19 protein-coding genes are annotated in these 18,063 nt (G+C 47.8%); 5 read left to right on the top strand and 14 right to left on the bottom strand.

Translation table 11 applies throughout. The annotated features are described in order from the left end of the window. Positions 1-38: 38 nt before the first annotated feature. Entirely contained in the window at positions 39-1,205 is a 1,167-nt protein-coding gene (gene metK / locus ICN30_RS01825; protein ID WP_215302209.1) for a methionine adenosyltransferase, read from the bottom strand. 203 nt (positions 1,206-1,408) lie between these two features. Here metK and ICN30_RS01820 point away from each other — a divergent pair, with 203 nt between their 5' ends. From ICN30_RS01820 to dapF, 3 genes are read left to right on the top strand one after another with little or no spacing between them, the layout of a single operon-like run. Further along, positions 1,409-2,269, top strand: a complete 861-nt coding sequence (locus ICN30_RS01820; RefSeq protein ID WP_216229690.1) for a lysophospholipid acyltransferase family protein — start codon at positions 1,409-1,411, stop codon at positions 2,267-2,269. A 25-nt stretch (positions 2,270-2,294) separates the two neighbouring features. Further along, positions 2,295-3,194, top strand: coding sequence for a lipid A biosynthesis acyltransferase (locus tag ICN30_RS01815; protein WP_216229689.1), 900 nt, complete (start codon positions 2,295-2,297; stop codon positions 3,192-3,194). 59 nt (positions 3,195-3,253) lie between these two features. Further along, positions 3,254-4,108 (top strand): diaminopimelate epimerase, encoded by an 855-nt coding sequence (gene dapF, locus ICN30_RS01810; RefSeq protein WP_216229835.1) that lies wholly within the window; start codon positions 3,254-3,256, stop codon positions 4,106-4,108. Positions 4,109-4,140: 32 nt separating this feature from the next. Here dapF and pyrE read toward each other — a convergent pair whose 3' ends face one another. Next, complete coding sequence (gene pyrE, locus ICN30_RS01805; protein WP_216229688.1) at positions 4,141-4,809, bottom strand: orotate phosphoribosyltransferase; 669 nt, start codon at positions 4,807-4,809, stop codon at positions 4,141-4,143. An 8-nt stretch (positions 4,810-4,817) separates the two neighbouring features. Here pyrE and ICN30_RS01800 point away from each other — a divergent pair, with 8 nt between their 5' ends. Further along, positions 4,818-5,600: an exodeoxyribonuclease III gene (locus tag ICN30_RS01800; protein WP_216229687.1), complete on the top strand. Its 783-nt coding sequence runs from the start codon at positions 4,818-4,820 to the stop codon at positions 5,598-5,600. Here ICN30_RS01800 and ICN30_RS01795 read toward each other — a convergent pair. The 12 genes from ICN30_RS01795 to gatC all read right to left on the bottom strand — a co-directional run bounded on the left by ICN30_RS01795 (position 5,593) and on the right by gatC (position 16,940). After that, on the bottom strand, positions 5,593-6,927 hold the full coding sequence (locus tag ICN30_RS01795; protein ID WP_370623609.1) for an MFS transporter: 1,335 nt from the start codon (positions 6,925-6,927) through the stop codon (positions 5,593-5,595). The genes ICN30_RS01800 and ICN30_RS01795 overlap by 8 nt on opposite strands. Continuing rightward, positions 6,920-7,501, bottom strand: coding sequence for a methionine biosynthesis protein MetW (gene metW / locus ICN30_RS01790; protein ID WP_216229685.1), 582 nt, complete (start codon positions 7,499-7,501; stop codon positions 6,920-6,922). The genes ICN30_RS01795 and metW overlap by 8 nt, the downstream gene beginning before the upstream one ends. Beyond that, positions 7,498-8,637 (bottom strand): homoserine O-acetyltransferase, encoded by a 1,140-nt coding sequence (locus tag ICN30_RS01785; RefSeq protein ID WP_216229684.1) that lies wholly within the window; start codon positions 8,635-8,637, stop codon positions 7,498-7,500. Before ICN30_RS01785 ends, metW begins: the two co-directional genes overlap by 4 nt. Beyond that, on the bottom strand, positions 8,634-9,290 hold the full coding sequence (gene slmA / locus ICN30_RS01780; RefSeq protein ID WP_216229683.1) for a nucleoid occlusion factor SlmA: 657 nt from the start codon (positions 9,288-9,290) through the stop codon (positions 8,634-8,636). The genes ICN30_RS01785 and slmA overlap by 4 nt, the downstream gene beginning before the upstream one ends. Before the next feature lie 22 nt (positions 9,291-9,312). Further along, complete coding sequence (gene argB, locus ICN30_RS01775; protein WP_216135460.1) at positions 9,313-10,215, bottom strand: acetylglutamate kinase; 903 nt, start codon at positions 10,213-10,215, stop codon at positions 9,313-9,315. A gap of 26 nt (positions 10,216-10,241) precedes the next feature. Further along, the gene (dksA, locus tag ICN30_RS01770) at positions 10,242-10,619 is read right to left on the bottom strand and encodes an RNA polymerase-binding protein DksA (protein ID WP_062307316.1); all 378 of its coding nucleotides are present in this window, start codon (positions 10,617-10,619) and stop codon (positions 10,242-10,244) included. A gap of 224 nt (positions 10,620-10,843) precedes the next feature. Continuing rightward, positions 10,844-11,908: a GTP-binding protein gene (locus tag ICN30_RS01765; RefSeq protein ID WP_216272824.1), complete on the bottom strand. Its 1,065-nt coding sequence runs from the start codon at positions 11,906-11,908 to the stop codon at positions 10,844-10,846. 63 nt (positions 11,909-11,971) lie between these two features. Beyond that, a complete protein-coding gene (locus ICN30_RS01760; RefSeq protein ID WP_216229681.1) occupies positions 11,972-12,973 on the bottom strand; it encodes a tyrosine recombinase XerC in 1,002 nt (333 codons plus the stop codon). After that, positions 12,954-13,628 (bottom strand): DUF484 family protein, encoded by a 675-nt coding sequence (locus ICN30_RS01755; protein WP_216229680.1) that lies wholly within the window; start codon positions 13,626-13,628, stop codon positions 12,954-12,956. The genes ICN30_RS01760 and ICN30_RS01755 overlap by 20 nt, the downstream gene beginning before the upstream one ends. A gap of 35 nt (positions 13,629-13,663) precedes the next feature. Then, complete coding sequence (gatB, locus tag ICN30_RS01750; protein WP_216273056.1) at positions 13,664-15,133, bottom strand: Asp-tRNA(Asn)/Glu-tRNA(Gln) amidotransferase subunit GatB; 1,470 nt, start codon at positions 15,131-15,133, stop codon at positions 13,664-13,666. After that, the gene (gene gatA / locus ICN30_RS01745; RefSeq protein WP_216272822.1) at positions 15,133-16,650 is read right to left on the bottom strand and encodes an Asp-tRNA(Asn)/Glu-tRNA(Gln) amidotransferase subunit GatA; all 1,518 of its coding nucleotides are present in this window, start codon (positions 16,648-16,650) and stop codon (positions 15,133-15,135) included. The genes gatB and gatA overlap by 1 nt, the downstream gene beginning before the upstream one ends. Next, positions 16,647-16,940: an Asp-tRNA(Asn)/Glu-tRNA(Gln) amidotransferase subunit GatC gene (gatC, locus tag ICN30_RS01740; protein ID WP_215376244.1), complete on the bottom strand. Its 294-nt coding sequence runs from the start codon at positions 16,938-16,940 to the stop codon at positions 16,647-16,649. The genes gatA and gatC overlap by 4 nt, the downstream gene beginning before the upstream one ends. Positions 16,941-17,002: 62 nt before the next feature. Between gatC and ICN30_RS01735 the strand changes: the two genes are divergently transcribed. After that, the gene (locus ICN30_RS01735) at positions 17,003-18,046 is read left to right on the top strand and encodes a rod shape-determining protein (protein WP_015422176.1); all 1,044 of its coding nucleotides are present in this window, start codon (positions 17,003-17,005) and stop codon (positions 18,044-18,046) included. Positions 18,047-18,063: the final 17 nt, after the last annotated feature.

The raw sequence follows: 18,063 nt of genomic DNA, 5'->3' as shown, positions 1-18,063 counted from the left end.
TACAAAACAAACTGCAAATTTACTACCTAGAAAGCAGATTACAAGCCAGCTGCTGCACGTAAGGCAGGCGCCTTATCGCACTGTTCCCAAGTAAATTCCGGCTCCTCACGACCAAAGTGGCCATAAGCAGCTGTCTTGCGATAAATCGGACGCAAGAGGTTCAACATCTTAACGATGCCTTTTGGACGCAAGTCAAAGTGCTCAGATACCAATTGCGCAATCTTCTCGTCAGAGATCTTGCCAGTACCAAAGGTGCTCACCATCACTGAAGTTGGTTTAGCAACACCAATCGCGTAAGAGATCTGAATCAAGCACTTGCTTGCCAAACCAGCAGCAACTACGTTCTTCGCTACATAACGACCAGCATAGGCAGCGGAACGGTCAACCTTGGATGGATCCTTACCAGAGAACGCGCCACCACCGTGAGGGGCTGCACCGCCGTAGGTGTCCACAATGATCTTGCGACCTGTCAGACCGCAATCGCCTTGCGGGCCGCCGATAACAAATCGACCTGTTGGGTTTACCAAAAAGTTAATCGCGCCTTTGATCAAATGCTTTGGCAAGACTGGTTTGATGATTTCTTCGATGACTGCTTCACGCAATTTCTCGAGAGAAATTTCTTCATCATGTTGTGTAGAGAGAACCACGGTGTCAATTGAGTCAGGCTTGCCATCGACGTAACGCAGGGTCACTTGTGACTTTGCATCTGGGCGCAACCAATTCAAACGGCCATCACGGCGCAATTGAGATTGACGCTCTACTAAACGGTGTGACAAATGAATTGGCAAAGGCATGAGCTCTGCAGTTTCGTCACAGGCGTAACCAAACATCAAGCCTTGGTCACCAGCACCTTGATCTAAGCCGTCGTCATGTGCTTTATCAACACCCTGAGCGATATCAGGACTTTGCTTGTCATAAGCAACCAACACCGCACAACCTTTGTAATCAATACCGTAGTCAGTGTTGTCGTAACCAATTTCACGCAAAGTGTTACGAGCCACTTGGATGTAATCCACATTGGCGTTCGTTGTGATCTCACCAGCCAAAACTACCAAGCCGGTATTACACAAAGTTTCCGCAGCAACACGTGCAGTTGGGTCCTGAGCCAGGATTGAATCCAGGATGGCATCAGAGATTTGGTCTGCTACTTTATCGGGGTGACCTTCAGAAACTGATTCTGAGGTAAAGAAGTAATCATTTGCCATTGCATATTCCTTTAAAAATTAACACGATCTATGGGACAACTCGACGTGCCAGGAACTTCAACGGCGACGCTTTAGCAGAATTTATGAATCGCCCTGCAAGTTGCCTTAACTCAGCGATAGACGAATTCTATCCGAAAAACGCCTTATTCATCAAGCCACTCAGTAAATTTGGCCCTAGCGCCAGCATTGAATATCATTAGAGGGTGCGCAAACTCCTTCTTAAGCTAACCCTCGCTGCAATAGCGGTATTGCCCTTATTCCTGGTTCAGGTGATTGGGGCTGCTTTAGGGGTGCTGGCCTATGTCGGCTCCAAGCAATATCGATCACTTTTCCGCCCTCAATATGAGGCCGTTGTTAAGAGTCATCATTTACCCCTGCAAATCTGGCGTGCGGCGGCGGCCTCAGGTCAGCTCTTCTCAGACAGTTTGTGGATTTGGCGCAATCCAGCAAAGGCGCTCAAGCTAGTCGAGGTGCAGGACTGGGATCTGGTTGAGGAAGCTATTAACGAAGGTCATGGCTTAGTCATGCTTACTCCACACCTTGGTGGCTTTGAAATCATTCCTCGAGTCTTAGCCCAGCACTTCCCAGCCACCATCCTTTATCGCCCATCACGCCAAGAATGGCTTAACGAAGTGGTGGAAGAAGGTCGTGCCTACCCCAATATGCATTTCGTGCCCACCAATCTGAATGGCGTCCGTCAAATGACACGGGCACTGACACGTGGAGAGGCCATTGGCATTCTTCCAGATCAAGTGCCTAGCGGCGGTGAAGGTGTTTGGGTACCCTTTTTCGGACGCCCCGCCTATACGACCCCACTTCCCGCTCGCTTAGCCAATCGCAACAACACGCCAGTTGTGATGTTTACCGCTAAACGCAAAGGTCTTGGTAAAGGCTGGTTGATGCAAGCCAAGAGATTGGCACCGCTCTCTGAAGACTCCATACTTGCTGCCGCCGAACTTAATGTCGCCATTGAAAATGCGATCCTAGTTGCGCCCAATCAATTCATCTGGGCCTATAACCGCTACAAACATCCCAGCGGAGCAGAATTACCACCAAGCAATTAGTTAATAAATTTATAATTTATTCAACATGACCTGGTTACAAAACGTTTTTAATTTTCTGGCGCTGAACTTACTGCGTCTTTTTGCGTTTCTGCCCTATACCTTCACCATTTACATTGGCTATGGCCTCGGCTGGTTAGTGGCGCATATACCGAATGAGCGTGTAAAAGTTGTTAAAACCAACCTTCGTCTTTGCTTTCCCAATCTGAGCGAAGATGAAATTGATACGCTTGCACTAGAGCATTGGAAATTGTTTGGACGTAGCGTAATTGAGAGAAGTCGGATTTGGCTCGGCAGCGGAAAGCAGATCACTGACATCGTTACGATTAACTCCGCGATTACGCTGGGCGATCGCAAGCCACGACTCTTGATCAATCCTCACTTTGTAGGACTCGAGGGCGGCTTCATGGCGCTTTCTGTTTTGGCCAGTCAGCATGATTGGCCACGCGGTGCCGGCCTCTACCAAAATATGAAGAACCCATTCTTTAATCAAAAGATGATTGAATGGAGAAATCGTTTTGGAGGCAAATCGATTGAGAGACAAAGTCGCTTACGTGATCTGATTCGTGAAATTCAAACGGGTAACTTTATTTTTATTGCGCCTGATATTGATCTTGGTCCACGCGACTCTGTTTTTGTTCCCTTCTTTGGAATCCAAACCAATACGATCACTTCGGTCTCACGCTTAGCCAGACTCAGTGGTGCAGAAGTTTGTCTCATGACCACCACTTTGAATCCCGATCGTAAGGCTTATACCTGCAACATTAGCGCACCACTTCCCAACTTTCCAACGGATGATGTGGAAGCCGATACTGCACGCTTAAACAAATACATTGAAGACCTTGTTAGAGAAAGGCCGGCGGAGTACTATTGGGTACACAAACGCTTTAAACATCGGCCAGCTGGCGAGCCAAGTCTTTACAAATAATTGGAATTCTTTTGAGCACGAATTTAAACAAGCCTGCACGCACATTACGCTTCACCAAAATGCATGGTGCCGGCAACGATTTCATTGTGCTCAATGGAATTGATCAAGACCTCGGCGACATCACACGTGAGCAGTGGCAGAAACTAGCTCATCGCCAATTTGGCATTGGTGCTGATCAAATTCTGCTCGTTGAAAAAGCCACTCGTCCCGATGCAGATTTTCGTTATCGCATTTTTAATGCGGATGGTGGTGAAGTTGAGCAATGCGGCAACGGTTCACGTTGCTTTGTTCGCTTTGTGCTCGACCAAGGTCTTTCCACAAAAAATCCTTTGCGCGTAGAAGTAGCGCATACCGTTCTTACATTGAGATCTCATGATGATGGTCAGGTGGAAGTGGATATGGGCGCGCCGATTTTTGAGCACAGCCAAATTCCTTTTAACGCAAGCGGCTTAGCAAGTAAGCAAGAGTTTCATGAAATGCTCTACGCCCTGCCTATTACTACGCCTGCTCCACACGACAGCTGGATCGGCGTTGTGTCGATGGGCAATCCCCATGCAGTGCAAGTAGTGGGCGATGTTGATAGCGCACCCGTACTCGAAGAAGGTCTATCAATCGAAAAAGATGCAGCATTTCCAAAAAGAGTAAATGCTGGTTATATGCAAATCCTCAATCGCAATGAAATCAAGTTGCGCGTCTATGAGCGTGGCGCCGGTGAGACTCTCGCTTGTGGCACTGGTGCGTGCGCTGCAGTAGTCTCGGGCATTCGTCGTGGCTTAATCGACTCTCCCGTCAAAGTGCATACCCGTGGTGGCGATTTACTAATTGCTTGGAGCGGCATGATCAATGAAGTTGCTCAGCCCGTCACCATGACAGGCCCTGCCATTACCGTATTTGAAGGCGAAACAAAAATCTAAAGAGCGAAAATGTAGGGCTGCTACTCTTTAGATTAAATACCGTACTTCTCGCGATAGTCTTTTACTGCTGGCAAATAGTTTGTTAGCTCGGCATTGCTGGAGGTGGTTAAGAAAGCCATCAAGTCTGCCAAGTTCGCAATCGCTACTACCGGCAATCCAAATTCTTGCTCAACAGCCTGCACTGCTGACTTATCACCAATCTCAGTAGCAGTCCCTGATTTTTCCATACGATCTAAAGCAATCAATACCGCTGCTGGCTCTGCGCCTGCATCGCGAATCAATTTCACAGACTCTCTGACAGATGTTCCCGCGGAAATCACATCGTCAATGATGACTACTTTGCCTTTAACTGGGGCGCCGACCAATGAACCGCCTTCGCCATGATCTTTGGCTTCTTTACGGTTGTAGGCATAAGGCACATTACGGCCAGCATCGGCCAAAGCAATTGCAGTGGCAGCAGCCAAAGTGATGCCCTTATAGGCTGGTCCATAAAGCATGTCGTACTGCAGGCCAGACTCTTGCAAAGCCTTGGCGTAATAACGACCCAAGGCGCTTAAGCGTGCGCCATCGTTAAATCCACCCGCATTAAAGAAATAAGGAGAAAGGCGACCCGCTTTAGTTTTAAACTCCCCAAACGACAAAACATTTGCCTCCAGGGCAAATTGAATAAAGTTATCTTGATTAGAATTTTTTGAGCTCATAGGCCTATATGTTACGCATCATTTCTGCCAACCTCAACGGTATCCGTTCTGCAGTCAAAAAAGGCTTCATGCCTTGGGTTGTAAAACAAAAGGTTGACTTTGTCTGCATGCAGGAGCTCAAAGCTCAGCAGGACGACTTGGAAGATGCCATCCTCAATCCAGACGGGCTGCATGGCTTCTTTCATCACGCTGAGAAAAAGGGTTACAGCGGTTGTGGCATCTATACCCCTCACAAGCCTGATGAGGTGCTCTATGGCTATGGCAATGAAGAGTTTGATGCAGAGGGGCGCTATGTAGAAGCCCGATTCAAGAAGCTGTCAGTAATCTCGGTGTATATGCCCTCAGGCTCAAGCTCACCAGAAAGACAGGAGGCTAAATATCGTTATCTCGACTCTTTCTTGCCACACCTAGTTGAACTCAAAAAGTCAGGGCGCGAGATTGTGCTGTGTGGGGATGTGAATATTGCCCACAATGAGATTGACCTCAAGAACTGGAAAGGCAATCTGAAGAACTCGGGCTTTTTACCGGAGGAGCGGGCTTGGCTGACAAACCTATTTGGCAAAGTCGGTTACGTAGATGTCTATAGAAAGCTAGAGCCCGAAGCGACTGAGTCCTGCTACACCTGGTGGAGTAATCGGGGTCAGGCTTATGCGAAGAACGTCGGCTGGCGTATCGATTATCACATCACTACCCCAGGGATTGCGGCAAGCGCCAAAAATACTGCTGTGTATAAAGATGAGCGCTTCTCAGATCACGCACCACTCACAGTAGATTACGACTGGTCTATTTAGCGACCTGAGCGTTGTGTTTTTTAAACTCGACAACCTTGAAGTGAATGGTGAGCCAAATCAGAATTAATGCTGGAGCACCAATAATTGCGGTGCTAATAAAAAAGTTTGAGTAGCCAAAGTTATTTACAAAGACGCCTGAGAATCCAGCTAGCCACTTTGGCAACAGGAGCATCATCGAACTAAACAATGCGTACTGAGTTGCAGAGTATTGAATATTCGTCAGCGCCGACAAGAACGCAATAAAGGCGGCTGAAGCAATTCCGGAACTCAGGTTATCCGCAGAAATTACCCAGATCAAGCCATGTAAGTCATGACCCTGAGTGGCAAGCCAAGCAAATAACAAATTGCTGACGGCCGATAAAATCGCACCTAGAAATAAAATGCGCATCACTCCGAAGCGCAATGTGAGGACGCCGCCTACAAAGGCTCCGACCAAGGTCATCACCACGCCAAAGACCTTACTAACTGCCGCCACCTCATCTTTGGTGTAACCCATATCCACATAAAACGGATTGGCCATGATGCCCATAACCACATCACTAATGCGATAGATGGCAATTAAGGACAAAATCAAAATTGCGTGCCAACCATAGCGTTTAATAAAGTCGGCAAATGGCTCAATCAAAGTTTGATGCAGCCATGCTTTTGCATTACGAGCTTTTGCAAGCTCAATACGAACAGGCTCTTTACTAAACAAGGTGGTGATCACACCCACACCAATCGAGAGCGCCATACAAAGATAGGCAAATTGCCATGCAGCAGGATCATAGCTAGCAGAGCCTGACTCAGCGCGGGCAGCCAACCAAAGAACGCCAGCACCAGCCCAAATTAAAGCGAGTCGATAACCTGTTTGATATGTGGCGGCTAAAGCCGCTTGATGATCGCTATCAGCAGACTCGATCCGAAAAGCATCTAAAGCAATATCTTGCGTTGCAGAACCAAAGGCAACCAGGAGTGCGCACCACACAACCGGCGTGAGCTGAACTTTGGGGTCAATACTAGCCATACCCACCAAACCCAGAACAATCAGCAACTGTGCAAATAGAAGCCAGCTACGCCTTCTACCAAATAAAGTCGATAACAAGGGAATGGATAGTCGGTCAACCAAAGGAGCCCACATCCACTTAAATGCGTAGATCAAACCAACCCAAGTGAGATAACCGATGGTGCTGCGATCAATACCAGCCTCTCTTAGCCAAAAGCTCAGAGTTCCTAAAATCAGTAGTAGGGGGAGACCTGCAGAGAAGCCCAAGAAGAGCATTCGGAGACAAGGCCATTCGAGATAAACCCGAAAATCTTTCAGCCAGGACTCAATCGTACTAAGCACGTCGAACGCGGAACAGCGCTAGGCTTCCAAAAAGATTGGGCATCAAAGTAACCTGACGACCCTCATGCAAGATGCATTGATCCGAAATTTGCAATCCCAAGCTCGAAGCCAGCTTTTCAAAATCGGCCACCGTGAGAACGCGCACGTTAGGCGTGTTGTACCACTGATATGGCAAGCTCTTAGAGACAGGCATGCGGCCAAAGCCAACTGCTAGGCGATGAGACCAGTGGCCAAAGTTTGGGAAAGAAACAATCGACTCCTTGCCAACTCGGACTACTTCACGCAAGATCTTTTCAGTTTCATGAATAGTTTGCAGTGTTTGCGAGAGCACTACCGTATCAAAGCTATTGTTCTCAAAGAGCGCTAAGCCCCCTTCAAGATTTTGTTGAATGACGTTCAAACCCTTTTGAGCGCAAGAAAGTACGCGCGCATCATCAATCTCAACTCCGTAAGCATGAACAGGCTTTTTCTTTTGCAAATACTCTAGGAAGCTACCATCACCGCAACCGAGATCAAGCACTTCACTATTCGGCGCAATCCAGTTCGCTATTGCGGCAAAGTCTGCGCGCTTCATGATTTAGCCTCTAGCATTTGTTCAAAATAAGCACGAATCAAATTGTGATAACGAGGATCATCCAACAAGAAAGCATCGTGCCCGTGTGGCGCATCAATCTCTGCATAACTTACTTCACTCTTGTTGCTGAGCAAGGATTGCACAATCTCGCGACTGCGATTTGGCGGGAAGCGCCAATCTGTAGAGAAGCTCACAACTAAAAACTTGGCCTGCACTTCAGCTAAGGCGCGATTCAAGCTGCCCTCGTAACGACGAGAAGGATCAAAATAATCCAATGCTCTGGTAATCAACAAATAGGTGTTGGCATCAAAGTAAGTGGAAAACTTATCACCTTGATGACGCAAATAACTTTCAACCTCAAATTCAACATCAAAGCTAAAACGATAATCTTGAGATTCACCGTTAGGCCTTTGCAGCTCGCGCCCAAACTTTTCTGCCATGTCATCGTCAGATAAATAGGTGATATGACCAACCATACGAGCCAGCTTTAAGCCACGCTTTGGCACCACGCCATGCTCGTAGTAATTGCCACCATGAAAATCTGGGTCCGACAAAATGGCATTACGCGCCACTTCATTAAAGGCAATGTTCTGCGCACTCAGCTTTGGTGTTGATGCAATTACTAAGCAATGCGCAAGGCGTTTTGGGAACTGAATTGACCAAGCCAATGCCTGCATGCCGCCCAAACTACCGCCCATTACTGCAGCAAAGCGACGAATGCCCAACTTATCGGCTAAGCGCGCCTGAGTATTAACCCAATCTTCCACCGTAATGACTGGGAAGTCTGCGCCATAAGGCTTGCTAGTAGCCGGATTGATGCTCATTGGACCCGTGGATCCGAAACAAGAGCCTAGGTTATTAACACCAATAACAAAGAAGTGATCGGTATCAACAGGCTTACCCGGGCCAATCATGTTGTCCCACCAGCCAATATCGCTTGCATCATCTGGGTTAGGACCGGCCACATGGTGTGATGCATTTAGCGCATGACAAACTAGTACAGCATTACTTTTATCGGCATTGAGCTTGCCGTAAGTTTCAATAACTAAATCGTAGCCCGATAAGATGGCGCCACTTTGCAAAGGCAAGGGCTCGGCAAAGTGGATAGTGTTTCTAGAAAGGTGTAGCTCGCTCATTCGGACAGAAGAATGCGAAGACTAATATCTGACGCTTCGGTTGGAAGCTTCTTGAAGCCGCTACGAGCAAAACGGTGCCAGCGGCCCAAGACATAACTCATCAACATCGCCGCACGGATGCTCACTTCATCTTGAGACACGTTTGCCCATGTGCCACCCTGAGTTTGTGCAATACGCAATGCCTGCTTTAAAGAAGCCTCTACGCGATCAAGTACTTGGGTAATCCGCTCTTGCAAACGGTCATCCTCTTGCAATAAAGCATCGCCCAAAAGGACGCGAGTCATGCCGGGATTCTTTTCAGCAAAGAATAAAAGCATCTGCAAAATACCGCGCGCTTGTGCAAGTCCAGACTCTTCTTTCTGATTAATCTGATTAATCAGACCAAAAACTGTTTGCTCGACAAAAGAAATCAAGCCTTCAAACATCTGCGCCTTACTAGCGAAATGTCGATAGAGGGCCGCTTCTGAAACTTGAATTTTTGCTGCCAACGCTGCAGTAGTTACACGCTCACCCTTAGGGTTTTGCAACATCTCAGCCAACACCTGCAATATCTGGAGGCGGCGCTCGCCAGGGCGTGGACGCTTACGTGTCTTACCCTCTTCGGCAGCTGTCGCTTCGATCTCTGATGCAGTAGGGTCTAAAGAATCACGCATGTCTATATCTCTTATTCAACTCTTAGCGGGAGCGAATCATTGTTCCAAACGCTTGCTCTGTCAGGATCTCTAACAATAGAGAGTGTTCGATTCGTCCATCAATAATGTGAACTGAATTCACGCCACTCTTTGCGGCATCCAATGCCGAGGAAATCTTTGGCAACATTCCGCCAGAAATCGTGCCATCAGCAAATAGGCCATCAATCTCACGTGCAGTTAAGTCTGTTAAGAGCGTGCCGTTTTTATCCATCACACCAGGAATATTTGTCATCATGACTAATTTCTCTGCATGCAAAATTTCGGCCATCTTGCCAGCTACCAAGTCAGCATTGATGTTGTAGGCCTGACCTTCTTCGCTAAATCCAATTGGGGAGATCACTGGAATAAAGGCGTCGTCTTGCAATGCTTTTACAACTGCTGGGTTAATTGCTTCGATTTCACCAACAAAACCTAAATCAATCGTTCCGCCAGCTTTCTTCTCATCAGCAACCAACATTTTCTTGGCACGAATCAAGCCACCATCCTTACCAGTCAAGCCAACAGCCTGACCGCCAAAGTGGTTGATCAACATCACGATATCTTGCTGTACTTCACCACCGAGAACCCACTCGACCACTTCCATGGTTTCTTCATCGGTTACACGCATACCTTGAATAAAGGTGCCAGTCTTGCCAATCTTTTTGAGGGCCTCATCAATTTGCGGTCCACCACCGTGAACGACAACTGGGTTCATACCAACCAGCTTGAGCAAGATGACATCGCGCGCAAAACTTTCTTTGAGGCGCTCTTCAACCATAGCGTTTCCGCCGTACTTAATGACGATAGTCTTACCGTGATACGCACGAATGTAAGGCAAGGCCTCGGCCAAAATCTCCGCCTTAAGTAGTGGAGAGATTTCGCTAATAGATGGAGATTGCTTTGTCATTGCTACTTTTTTATTTGATCTGGCAATTAATCGCCAAACAACTTTTGACGAAGCTCGCGACGCTCTTGCGCCTCGAGAGAAAGATTGGCTGTTGGACGAGCAATTAAACGGTTCAAACCAATCGGCTCCCCAGTCTCTTCACACCAACCATAATCGCCAGACTCAATGCGGGCTAGCGCCTGCTCTACTTTTTTCAATAACTTGCGCTCGCGATCACGTGTGCGCAACTCAAGAGCGTGCTCTTCTTCAATCGTTGCGCGATCCGCAGGATCAGGAACCAAAATGTTTTCACGCAAATGCTCTGTGGTCTCAGAAGCATTTTTCAAAATATCGTCTTTTAAGGTCAGAAGCTTTTGGCGGAAAAAATCAAGTTGAGCCGCATTCATATAGTCCTTTTCGGACATCTTGAGCAATTCAACTTCTGTTAAAGGGGCACCCTTAGCAGCCTTTGCACTTGCAGCCTTACTAGGCGCTTTTGCTGTAGCCGTAGATTTCGTTGGTGTTTTTACCGTCATTTCATTCTTTCCATGGTTCTAAACCATTATTACTTCATTCTGCCAAACTTTTACCGCCCTTTTGCCAATATTTACCAATATTGACCGTGGCGCCGGATTGTACTTGATATTTCCTAGGCCAAACAGCCTTCAAGCCCAGCCAGCAGGGTGTCTTTAGGTAAATCGATGCCAATAAAAACCATCCGCGTTTGCTTCGGCTCGGCACCCCAAACACCCGCTAAATCGCTCCCCATCATCTGATGGACGCCCTGGAACACGACTTTTCGGTTACTACCCTTCACATAGAGGACGCCTTTGTAGCGCAACATCTTCTCTCCAAAGACCTCCAAAATGCCTCCTAGGAAGTCCTCTAATTTTTTATGATCAAAGGGTTTATCACTACGAAAAACGAAGGATTGGATACGGTCTGTATGGCCCGCATGGCCATGATGGTCGTGACTATGGTCATGGCCACAAGTGCTGTGATCATGGTGGTCATGGCTGTGATCGTGGCCACAAGTAGCGTGGTCATGATCGTCTTGTTCCAAGAAGTGAGGGTCAATATCGAGCTTCGCATTCAAATTAAAGCCCTTGAGATCCAAAACGGCATCCAAAGGAACCACGCCCTTAGAAATACCCTGAATTGGGGCGCGAGGATTCATATGCATTAAGCGATTACGTAAGGCATCAACTTCCGCAGGCGTCACCAAATCGGTCTTAGTGATGAAGATTTGATCAGCAAAGCCTACTTGACGTTGTGCTTCCTCATGCTCAGTCAATTGCCGTGGGCCGTGCTTGGCATCCACAAGTGTTACTACCGCATCTAATACGTAATGGTCCGCAACGTCATCATCCATAAAGAATGTTTGTGCTACTGGCCCTGGATTAGCCACACCAGTAGTCTCGATGACTACGCGATCAAAGCTAATCTTTTTATCTTTGCGCTGCTCCCACAATGAGTTGAGCGCCTCAACCAGATCACCACGAATCGTGCAGCAAATACAGCCATTGCTCATTTGGACAATGTTCTCTTGATTGTCTTGAACCAAGATGTCGTTATCAATATTCTCTTCGCCGAACTCGTTTTCAATCACAGCAATTTTTTTGCCATGCTCTTCAGTCAAGATGTGTTTCAGCAAAGTCGTTTTGCCGCTACCTAAAAAGCCTGTGAGAATTGTTACCGGAATTAACGCCATCATTGATCCATTCAAAATCTATAAATACATTCCCCAAATGGGAAACCTTCTATCTTACCGAGTTCCTCAGGCTTTGCCAGCCTTTGCGCGAGGATGGGCTTTATCGTATGCCTGCGCTAGGTGCTGGAAATCCAAGGAGGTATAAATCTGCGTACTAGCAATACTGGCATGCCCCAGCATTTCCTGTACTGCCCGCAAATCTTGGGATGATTGCAAGACATGACTGGCGAAGCTATGGCGCATCATGTGCGGATGCACATGGGTCGGCAGCTCAGCCCTCATTGCCAAAGTCCGTAGGCGTGCCTGCACAGTCCGAGGGGATAGGCGCGCACCTGTAGCAGAGATAAATAAAGCTATCGATACATCTGCTTGCTCCAGTTCATCGCGGAGCGTACGCCAGACTTTGAGGGATTGCATTGCAGGTCCACCAATCGGAACTGAGCGGCGCTTGCCACCTTTACCCAAAACCGTTACTTCTGCAGCATCCCAATCCAACCATCCAGCAGACTCCTGTTGGCGATCTTTGCTTTGCATTACATCAATACCCAGAAGCTCTGATAAACGTAGGCCAGAGGAATACAGCAAATCGATGATCGCTGCATCACGTATCGACTCCAGATCTTTCTTTTCTTCGGCTTCTTTTACGGCTTGGTTTACTAAAGAGAGTGCCTGCTCAACTGAGAGCGCCTTAGGCAAAGACTTCAAACGCTTGGGAGCCTTCACATCATCAACAGGATTAGCCACTAGGTTTGCAGTCACCCTTCCTGCCTGCGCATCACGACATGCATCTTTCTCAGTCAACCAGTCATACCAACCTCGCCACGCAGACAGCGCTCTAGCTATCGTGCGAGATGATTTTCCTTTGGAGTGCAGGCGGCCAGCCCAGCGACGTACATGCGCATTGGTGACTTTTAATAATTCAATGGAATCATCGGTTGCCAATGCTTGCAACTCACCCAGATCCATGCGGTAAGCTTTGAGCGTATGAGGTGATAGCTGCCTTAATACATGCAGCTCGTGCAAATACTCTTGCACTAAGGGATGAAGATCAGCTGGTGCTTGGCTCATAAGCCTGGATACGATCCAAAGCTGCAGCAGTCAGTTCAGCAATCTGACGTAAATAGAATGCGCCCATATCCGCAGTAAAGCGAGACTCGTCTTTGCTTGCTAGCAAAAGCACTGCTGGTGATTGCACTGCGCCAATACTTTTACCTAGAGGCAAGCCAATAGCCACCATGCTTTGCCACTCAGGATCAATGCTCACTTGGGTTGCCAGCAAATCTACGCTGGCAGATGCCAACTCTTTAGCAGAACCGCATAGAGGCGTATCAATCCAAGGGCCAAAAGCCGCATTAGGCGAGAGTAGTTGTGCCGACTCCACTTCAAAAACTTCCGCCAGCCCAGCAGTCACCGCAGATTCCACATCCGCCTTTGTGTTTGCACGCATCAGGCGTAACAACCAAGCAACTAAGCTCTGTTGAGTTTTGTCATTGCGACTACCAAAGTGCAGCATCTCGCTGAGACGGCGATTGAGCTCTTGATTCTGTGTGCGCAACAAAGTCATTTGACGCTCTTGCAAGGAGATTGCACGATCTTCATGAGGATGCTTTAAACGAATTTCATTTAAGAGATTGGCATAGCGCTCAAAAAAACCTGGAGTAGCGCGTAACCACTCCGCTACCAATTCTTCTTGTTCGGCTTGCTTAGGATCGATTGCGCTCATCTATGTCTTTCTTGCTTATTTTCTGATTTAACTTTTTAGCTCAGCTTTTTACGCAGCAGCTCATTTACTTGGCCTGGGTTGGCTTTGCCTTGTGAAGCTTTCATGATCTGACCAACCAAAGCATTAAATGCTTTTTCCTTGCCAGAGCGGAACTCTTCAACAGACTTCTCGTTAGCCGCCAGGACCTTATCAATCATGGCTTCAAGCTCACCACTATCACTGATCTGCTTCAGGCCTTTGGCGTCAATTACTTGATCTACAGTGCTAATGACTTTGCCAGCGACAGCCTCTTCCCACAGAATTGCAAAGATATCTTTTGCGATCTTATTAGAGATGGTCCCATCTGCTACACGAGTTAAAAGTGGCGCTAAATGCTCTGCTTTCAAAGGTGCATCTTCCATAGCAATACCAGCACGATTCAGTGAAGAGGCAAGCTCGCCTGCAATCAGGTTGGCCGCAGCTTTTGCCAGCGGTTTACCAACGATTGCTAAAAGCGCTTCAAATACTTTTGCAGTATCTCGATCTTGTGTCAGTAGCTGCGCATCGTAAGCACTCAAGCCAAATTCGCTTTGCCATTGCTCCCGCAACTGTGCTGGTAATGATGGCATCTTGCTACGAACATCAGCAATCCATGCATCATCAATCACTACCGGTAATAAATCTGGGTCCGGGAAATAGCGATAGTCGTTAGCGTCCTCTTTACTGCGCATGCTACGAGTCTCTTGACGATCAGGATCGTATAAGCGGGTTTCTTGAACAACTGTGCCGCCATCTTCAATTAGTTCAATTTGACGACGCACTTCATATTGAATTGCCTCTTCCAAAAAGCGGAAGGAGTTCAAGTTCTTAATTTCGCAACGGGTGCCAAATTCTTTTTGACCTAGAGGTCGAACAGAAACGTTGGCATCACAACGGAAGGATCCTTCTTGCATATTGCCGTCACACACACCCAACCAAACTACCAATGTATGCAGTGCTTTTGCATAAGCTACAGCTTCTGCAGCACTACGCATCACTGGCTCAGTCACAATCTCCAGCAATGGTGTGCCGGCACGATTTAAGTCGATGCCACTGGATGCTTCGCCATGAGGGCCTAAGAAGCCCTCTTCATGAACCGACTTCCCTGCGTCCTCTTCCATGTGGGCGCGTGTGAGCTCAACTACTTTGACTTGATCGCCAACCAAGATTTCCAGATGGCCCCCAACAACTACAGGGAGATCCATCTGACTAATTTGGTATCCCTTGGGTAAGTCGGGATAAAAATAATTCTTGCGGGCAAAAATACTTGCAGGCGTAATCTTGGCATTGACCGCTAAACCAAAACGAATGGCGTGTTCAACTGCCTGACGATTCAATACCGGCAAAACGCCCGGTAACGCCAAGTCAACGGCACAGGCTTGTGTATTCGGGCCAGCGCCAAAGCGCGTACTCGCACCGCTGAAAATTTTTGACTGTGTTTGTAACTGTGCGTGGGTCTCTAGACCAATAACGATTTCCCATTGCATCATGCCACCTCGCTTGCTTGACGCAAATGCCAGTCACTATTTTGCTGATATTGATGCGCCACTTGAAGTAAGCGTGCTTCAGAAAAATAATTACCAATGAGTTGCATGCCGATCGGCAGCTTGCTTGAATTAAATCCGCAAGGTACGCTCATCGCCGGCAGTCCCGCTAAATTGGTTGAGAGCGTGTAAATGTCTTCTAAATACATCTGCACTGGATCTTTTGATTTTTCACCTAAACGCCATGCAACATCGGGTGCAACGGGCCCCAAGATCACATCACACTTCTCAAATGCTGCCTGAAAATCGGCCGCAATAATGCGACGAATTTTTTGAGCCTGCAAGTAATAAGCATCGTAGTAACCATGACAAAGCACATAGGTACCAACCAAGATCCGACGCTTTACCTCTGCACCAAAACCTTCGGTACGAGACTTCTTATACATGTCGGATAAATCACGATATTCATTTGCTCGGTGTCCATAACGCACTCCATCAAACCGACTCAAATTACTTGAGGCTTCGGCTGGTGCCAAAACGTAATACACCGGAATGGACAACTTAGTTTTAGGGAGGCTCACTTCAAGCAACTCTGCGCCTAAATCTTGCAAGGCTTTTGCTGCAGCATTGACGGCATTAGCCACTTCTGGCGCAAGGCCTTCTGCGAAGAATTCTTTTGGCAAGCCAACACGCAAGCCTTCTAGAGGTTTTGCTGGATTCGAGCCCCCCTCTTTCCAAGACTGGGCGAGATAGCGACTGTAGTCCTCTCCAGAATCTGCCAAGGAAGTAGAGTCCCGCGGATCATGGGAAGACATTGCTGTAAGCAATAAAGCACAGTCTTCTGCGGTCTTGCCCATTGGGCCAGCCTGATCTAATGAAGAAGCATAAGCAATCATTCCGTAGCGGGATACGCGCCCATAACTAGGCTTGATGCCAGTCAGCCCACAAAATGCGGCTGGCTGACGTATAGAGCCGCCAGTATCTGTACCTGTCGCAATCGGGGCTAATCCTGCGGCTACTGCTGCTGCAGAACCTCCAGAAGAACCGCCAGCAACATATTCTGAATTCCAAGGATTTAATACTGGGCCATAGGCTGAATTCTCATTGGAGGAACCCATTGCGAACTCATCCATATTGGTCTTACCAAGGCAAACCATGCCGGCACCACTGGGATTAAGTTCATCCGGAATTCCGAGATTCGAAACTACCGTTGCATCAAATGGACTGAGGTAACCCTCGAGCATTTTGGATGCTGCAGTGGACTTCCAACCACGGGTTACAAAGACGTCTTTATGGGCAACAGGGATGCCTGTCAATTTTCCAGCTTTGCCTGAGGCAATAATTTTGTCTGCTTTAGATGCTTGCTCTAAACTTAAGTGAACACTTACATCAAGATATGCATTCCAGTGCTTTCCGGCCTCAATGCGGTCGAGAAAGTACTGTGTCAGCTCGGTGCTAGAGACCTCTTTAGCGGCCAAGGCTTTGGCCATTAAGGCGATGGGGGTTTGGTGCCAGCTCATTCGATCACCCGCGGAACTAAGAAGTAGCCATCCTGCACGGCAGGGGCAGATTGCATGTTTTCAGCACGATGGTCGGTTTCCGTCACTGCATCACTACGCAGGGGTTGCGCCAAATCACGCAAAAAGAGGATGGGGTGAGCCAAAGGGGCAAGGCCGCTGGTATCAACAGCCTGCATCTCCTCAACCAGAGCAAAAACTGCCTGTAATTGAGGCAAAACTGCCTCGGCTTCTGCCTGACTTAACTCAAGGCTGGAAAGGTGCGCAATGCGCTGGACATCATCAAGTTTCATGGGGCGCTAGAGTATCATTCCTATATATATTTTTTAACACTTACTTATTTTCCCACTACATCATGTTTGGTTTTTTCCGCAGCTACTTTTCCAATGACCTGGCCATCGACCTAGGTACCGCCAACACCTTAATTTACATGCGTGAACGGGGTATTGTGCTTGATGAACCGTCAGTTGTGGCAATTCGTACTGAAGGCGGCCCAAATGGCAAAAAGACCATTTTGGCGGTTGGAAAAGAAGCAAAAGCCATGTTGGGTCGTGTTCCTGGAAATATTGAGGCGATTCGCCCCATGAAAGACGGCGTTATTGCCGATTTCACAATTACCGAGCAGATGCTCAAGCAATTTATCAAAATGGTGCACGAGAGCAAGCTTTTAAAGCCTAGCCCACGCATCATCATTTGCGTTCCCTGCGGATCAACTCAAGTTGAGCGTCGCGCAATTCGCGAATCTGCCTTAGGTGCAGGCGCATCACAAGTATTTTTGATTGAAGAGCCAATGGCTGCTGCAATTGGTGCAGGTCTGCCAGTTTCTGAAGCAGCTGGTTCGATGGTTGTTGATATCGGCGGCGGTACAACTGAAGTTGGCGTTATGTCATTAGGCGGCATGGTTTACAAAGGCTCTGTTCGTGTTGGCGGCGATAAGTTTGATGAAGCAATCACTAATTACATCCGTCGTAACTACGGCATGTTGATCGGTGAACAAACTGCTGAGTTAATTAAGAAAACTATTGGCTCTGCATTCCCGGGACAAGAAGTTCGCGAGATGGAAGTAAAAGGTCGCAATCTTTCTGAAGGTATTCCACGTAGCTTCACCGTGACAAGCAATGAAGTACTCGAAGCCTTGACTGACCCGCTGAATCAAATCGTGACTGCAGTAAAAGCGGCCTTAGAGCAAATTCCTCCTGAGCTTGCATCTGACATCGCTGAGCGCGGCATGATGCTCACTGGTGGTGGCGCGCTATTGCGTGACCTCGATCGCTTACTGCTCGAAGAAACTGGCCTTCCTATTCATGTTGCAGAAGACCCCCTCACTTGCGTTGCTCGTGGTTGCGGTATTGCTTTAGAGCGCATGGATAAGTTGGGTGGCGTGTTCTCTCAAGAGTAATTGACCTAAGCGTCGAT

It is taken from the genome of Polynucleobacter sp. 31A-FELB, from assembly GCF_018882405.1.
GTDB lineage: Bacteria > Pseudomonadota > Gammaproteobacteria > Burkholderiales > Burkholderiaceae > Polynucleobacter.
The sequence above is the reverse complement of the archived record's forward strand: the minus strand, read 5'-3'. Positions and strand labels throughout refer to the sequence as shown.

What these genes read in the sequence shown, in the direction of transcription:
- metK (WP_215302209.1), bottom strand. Translation starts at nt 1,205, where the DNA reads ATGGCAAATGATTACTTCTTTACCTCAGAATCAGTTTCTGAAGGTCAC.
- ICN30_RS01815 (WP_216229689.1), top strand. Translation starts at nt 2,295, where the DNA reads ATGACCTGGTTACAAAACGTTTTTAATTTTCTGGCGCTGAACTTACTG.
- dapF (WP_216229835.1), top strand. Translation starts at nt 3,254, where the DNA reads ATGCATGGTGCCGGCAACGATTTCATTGTGCTCAATGGAATTGATCAA.
- pyrE (WP_216229688.1), bottom strand. Translation starts at nt 4,809, where the DNA reads ATGAGCTCAAAAAATTCTAATCAAGATAACTTTATTCAATTTGCCCTG.
- ICN30_RS01800 (WP_216229687.1), top strand. Translation starts at nt 4,818, where the DNA reads ATGTTACGCATCATTTCTGCCAACCTCAACGGTATCCGTTCTGCAGTC.
- metW (WP_216229685.1), bottom strand. Translation starts at nt 7,501, where the DNA reads ATGAAGCGCGCAGACTTTGCCGCAATAGCGAACTGGATTGCGCCGAAT.
- ICN30_RS01785 (WP_216229684.1), bottom strand. Translation starts at nt 8,637, where the DNA reads ATGAGCGAGCTACACCTTTCTAGAAACACTATCCACTTTGCCGAGCCC.
- slmA (WP_216229683.1), bottom strand. Translation starts at nt 9,290, where the DNA reads ATGCGTGATTCTTTAGACCCTACTGCATCAGAGATCGAAGCGACAGCT.
- argB (WP_216135460.1), bottom strand. Translation starts at nt 10,215, where the DNA reads ATGACAAAGCAATCTCCATCTATTAGCGAAATCTCTCCACTACTTAAG.
- dksA (WP_062307316.1), bottom strand. Translation starts at nt 10,619, where the DNA reads ATGTCCGAAAAGGACTATATGAATGCGGCTCAACTTGATTTTTTCCGC.
- ICN30_RS01765 (WP_216272824.1), bottom strand. Translation starts at nt 11,908, where the DNA reads ATGATGGCGTTAATTCCGGTAACAATTCTCACAGGCTTTTTAGGTAGC.
- ICN30_RS01760 (WP_216229681.1), bottom strand. Translation starts at nt 12,973, where the DNA reads ATGAGCCAAGCACCAGCTGATCTTCATCCCTTAGTGCAAGAGTATTTG.
- ICN30_RS01755 (WP_216229680.1), bottom strand. Translation starts at nt 13,628, where the DNA reads ATGAGCGCAATCGATCCTAAGCAAGCCGAACAAGAAGAATTGGTAGCG.
- gatB (WP_216273056.1), bottom strand. Translation starts at nt 15,133, where the DNA reads ATGCAATGGGAAATCGTTATTGGTCTAGAGACCCACGCACAGTTACAA.
- gatA (WP_216272822.1), bottom strand. Translation starts at nt 16,650, where the DNA reads ATGAGCTGGCACCAAACCCCCATCGCCTTAATGGCCAAAGCCTTGGCC.
- gatC (WP_215376244.1), bottom strand. Translation starts at nt 16,940, where the DNA reads ATGAAACTTGATGATGTCCAGCGCATTGCGCACCTTTCCAGCCTTGAG.
- ICN30_RS01735 (WP_015422176.1), top strand. Translation starts at nt 17,003, where the DNA reads ATGTTTGGTTTTTTCCGCAGCTACTTTTCCAATGACCTGGCCATCGAC.